The 1,601-nt window shown below is 35.5% G+C and carries 5 protein-coding genes; all 5 read right to left on the reverse strand.

What is annotated here, in order from left to right:
- Positions 1–163, reverse strand: a 163-nt coding sequence (locus IQ242_RS24330; protein WP_193961726.1) for a type II toxin-antitoxin system prevent-host-death family antitoxin, incomplete at its 3' end; no start/stop codon positions are given.
- Positions 164–211: 48 nt separating this feature from the next.
- Positions 212–445 (reverse strand): hypothetical protein, encoded by a 234-nt coding sequence (locus tag IQ242_RS24335; protein ID WP_002767942.1) that lies wholly within the window; start codon positions 443–445, stop codon positions 212–214.
- Between the two features lie 120 nt (positions 446–565).
- Positions 566–775, reverse strand: coding sequence for a DUF4926 domain-containing protein (locus IQ242_RS24340; RefSeq protein ID WP_002767944.1), 210 nt, complete (start codon positions 773–775; stop codon positions 566–568).
- A gap of 101 nt (positions 776–876) precedes the next feature.
- Positions 877–1,212, reverse strand: a complete 336-nt coding sequence (locus tag IQ242_RS24345; protein ID WP_193961727.1) for a DUF5615 family PIN-like protein — start codon at positions 1,210–1,212, stop codon at positions 877–879.
- Entirely contained in the window at positions 1,202–1,516 is a 315-nt protein-coding gene (locus IQ242_RS24350) for a DUF433 domain-containing protein (RefSeq protein ID WP_002767946.1), read from the reverse strand. Before IQ242_RS24350 ends, IQ242_RS24345 begins: the two co-directional genes overlap by 11 nt.
- Between the last annotated feature and the right edge of the window lie 85 nt (positions 1,517–1,601).

Below are 1,601 nucleotides of genomic sequence, written 5' to 3' on the forward strand. Positions count from 1 at the left end.
CTTTTGCGCTTCCATATTGGGGATGTTTAACAGTAGTAGGAAGAGAAATGAGTTGAAAGTCTTGACCTTCATGATTCTGGATAATAACTTGTTCACCTTTTGAGGCAGCTTTAAGGAGTTCAGAAAGTTGATTTTTAGCTTCATCTACGGTTAGTTGCATCATGGTTTTATTGGGTTAAATTTCTCAGATAATAATATAATTTATCGTGGTTTAATCCTTGCTCAAGTATTGTTCAAGGGTCACATAGTCGCCTGATTGATATTCATCCCGAACTTGTTGAAGTTCTGCTAAGGTTTCCTCGTCGTCTTGATAGGAAGTTTCTTCTGCTTGAAAAATTTGTTGTTCTAGTATTTCTAATAATTGTTGTTTTTGCGTTAAGTCAAGGGATTTAATCGCTTCGGTTAGAGATTCAAAAGTGATTTGAAGATTGATGGTGGTACTCATAAAATTTCTCCTATTTGGATAAAAAGTTAAATTTTGAGAATTGCTTGAATTTTCATGGTTGGTATAGGTGATCAAGAGTTTCTAATCTCCTTCTAATGTAGCCTGAATTTTTGCTAATCGTTAGTTAATAGAAGTTATCCAACAAACGGGAACCGCTATCACGTCAATGGTTTCTTTATTGTCAAACATTTCTAGGAGATAACCTGCTTCTAATTGTTGTTCATTAGGAGGTAAATATTCAATAATTGTTCCCTGATCACCTTTTTTTAAAATAGTGTCGGGGACATCTCTACATAATTTGACTTGTTGAAAAAGTTGGACGGTTTGCATTATTCATACTCCTTAATTTTATCGTAGTAAAGAGTGACAAAATTAGCTTTTTGATTATTTTTATCGATCTGCCAAATACTAATTCACTTTTTCATGCGGTTCTATATAAACTCTATGTGATTATACATTTCTTCCGGTTCAAGAATTTCCCAGATTAAGAGTAGTCCTCGAATTATTTGACCAATAGATTTACTTTGTTGGGGACAGTAAGCAATTCCTGCATGAGTTATAGATGATTGATTGATTCTTAAAAAATCAGTATCTTGAGTAAAAATCACGCGACCATTGGATAAAGCAAATTGCAATTGTACTTCATCAGATACCCCCAATAAATTTTCTTCTGGAGTGGTAGTAACATCAAGGCCTCGATGGCGCAATCCAAGAGCAATACTATAGCTTACATTTTCATCTAGGTGAAATTTAATTTTATTGCCCATTCATTTTTCTTAGTTTTTCTTGGACTAGAGAAGGTGTTTTAGCTTGCATTTCCTTGGCAAAGGTATCATCATCTGTGATTTGTTGTCTAATTTCTTCAAGGTGATCGTGATAGTAAGAAAGGGCCGCGTAAACATCAGCTAAAGTAATGCTGGGATAATGATAAACAATTTCATCGGGTGACATTCCCAGGCGTTCGTGCCAAATAACGACATCTTGGACTTTGATGCGATGACCTGCGATGCGCGGTTTACCGCCACAGGTTTCTGGGGTAATTTCAATGTGATTGATTAAAGTTGTTGTCATTGATAATAACGAATTTGTCCAACTGTAGGGGCGCAATGCTTGCGCCCATAGTGTCGTATATATTATATCACGTCAAGGTTTATAG

It is taken from the genome of Microcystis sp. LEGE 08355 (assembly GCF_015207185.1).
In the GTDB taxonomy this organism is placed as follows: Bacteria; Cyanobacteriota; Cyanobacteriia; order Cyanobacteriales; family Microcystaceae; genus Microcystis; species Microcystis panniformis.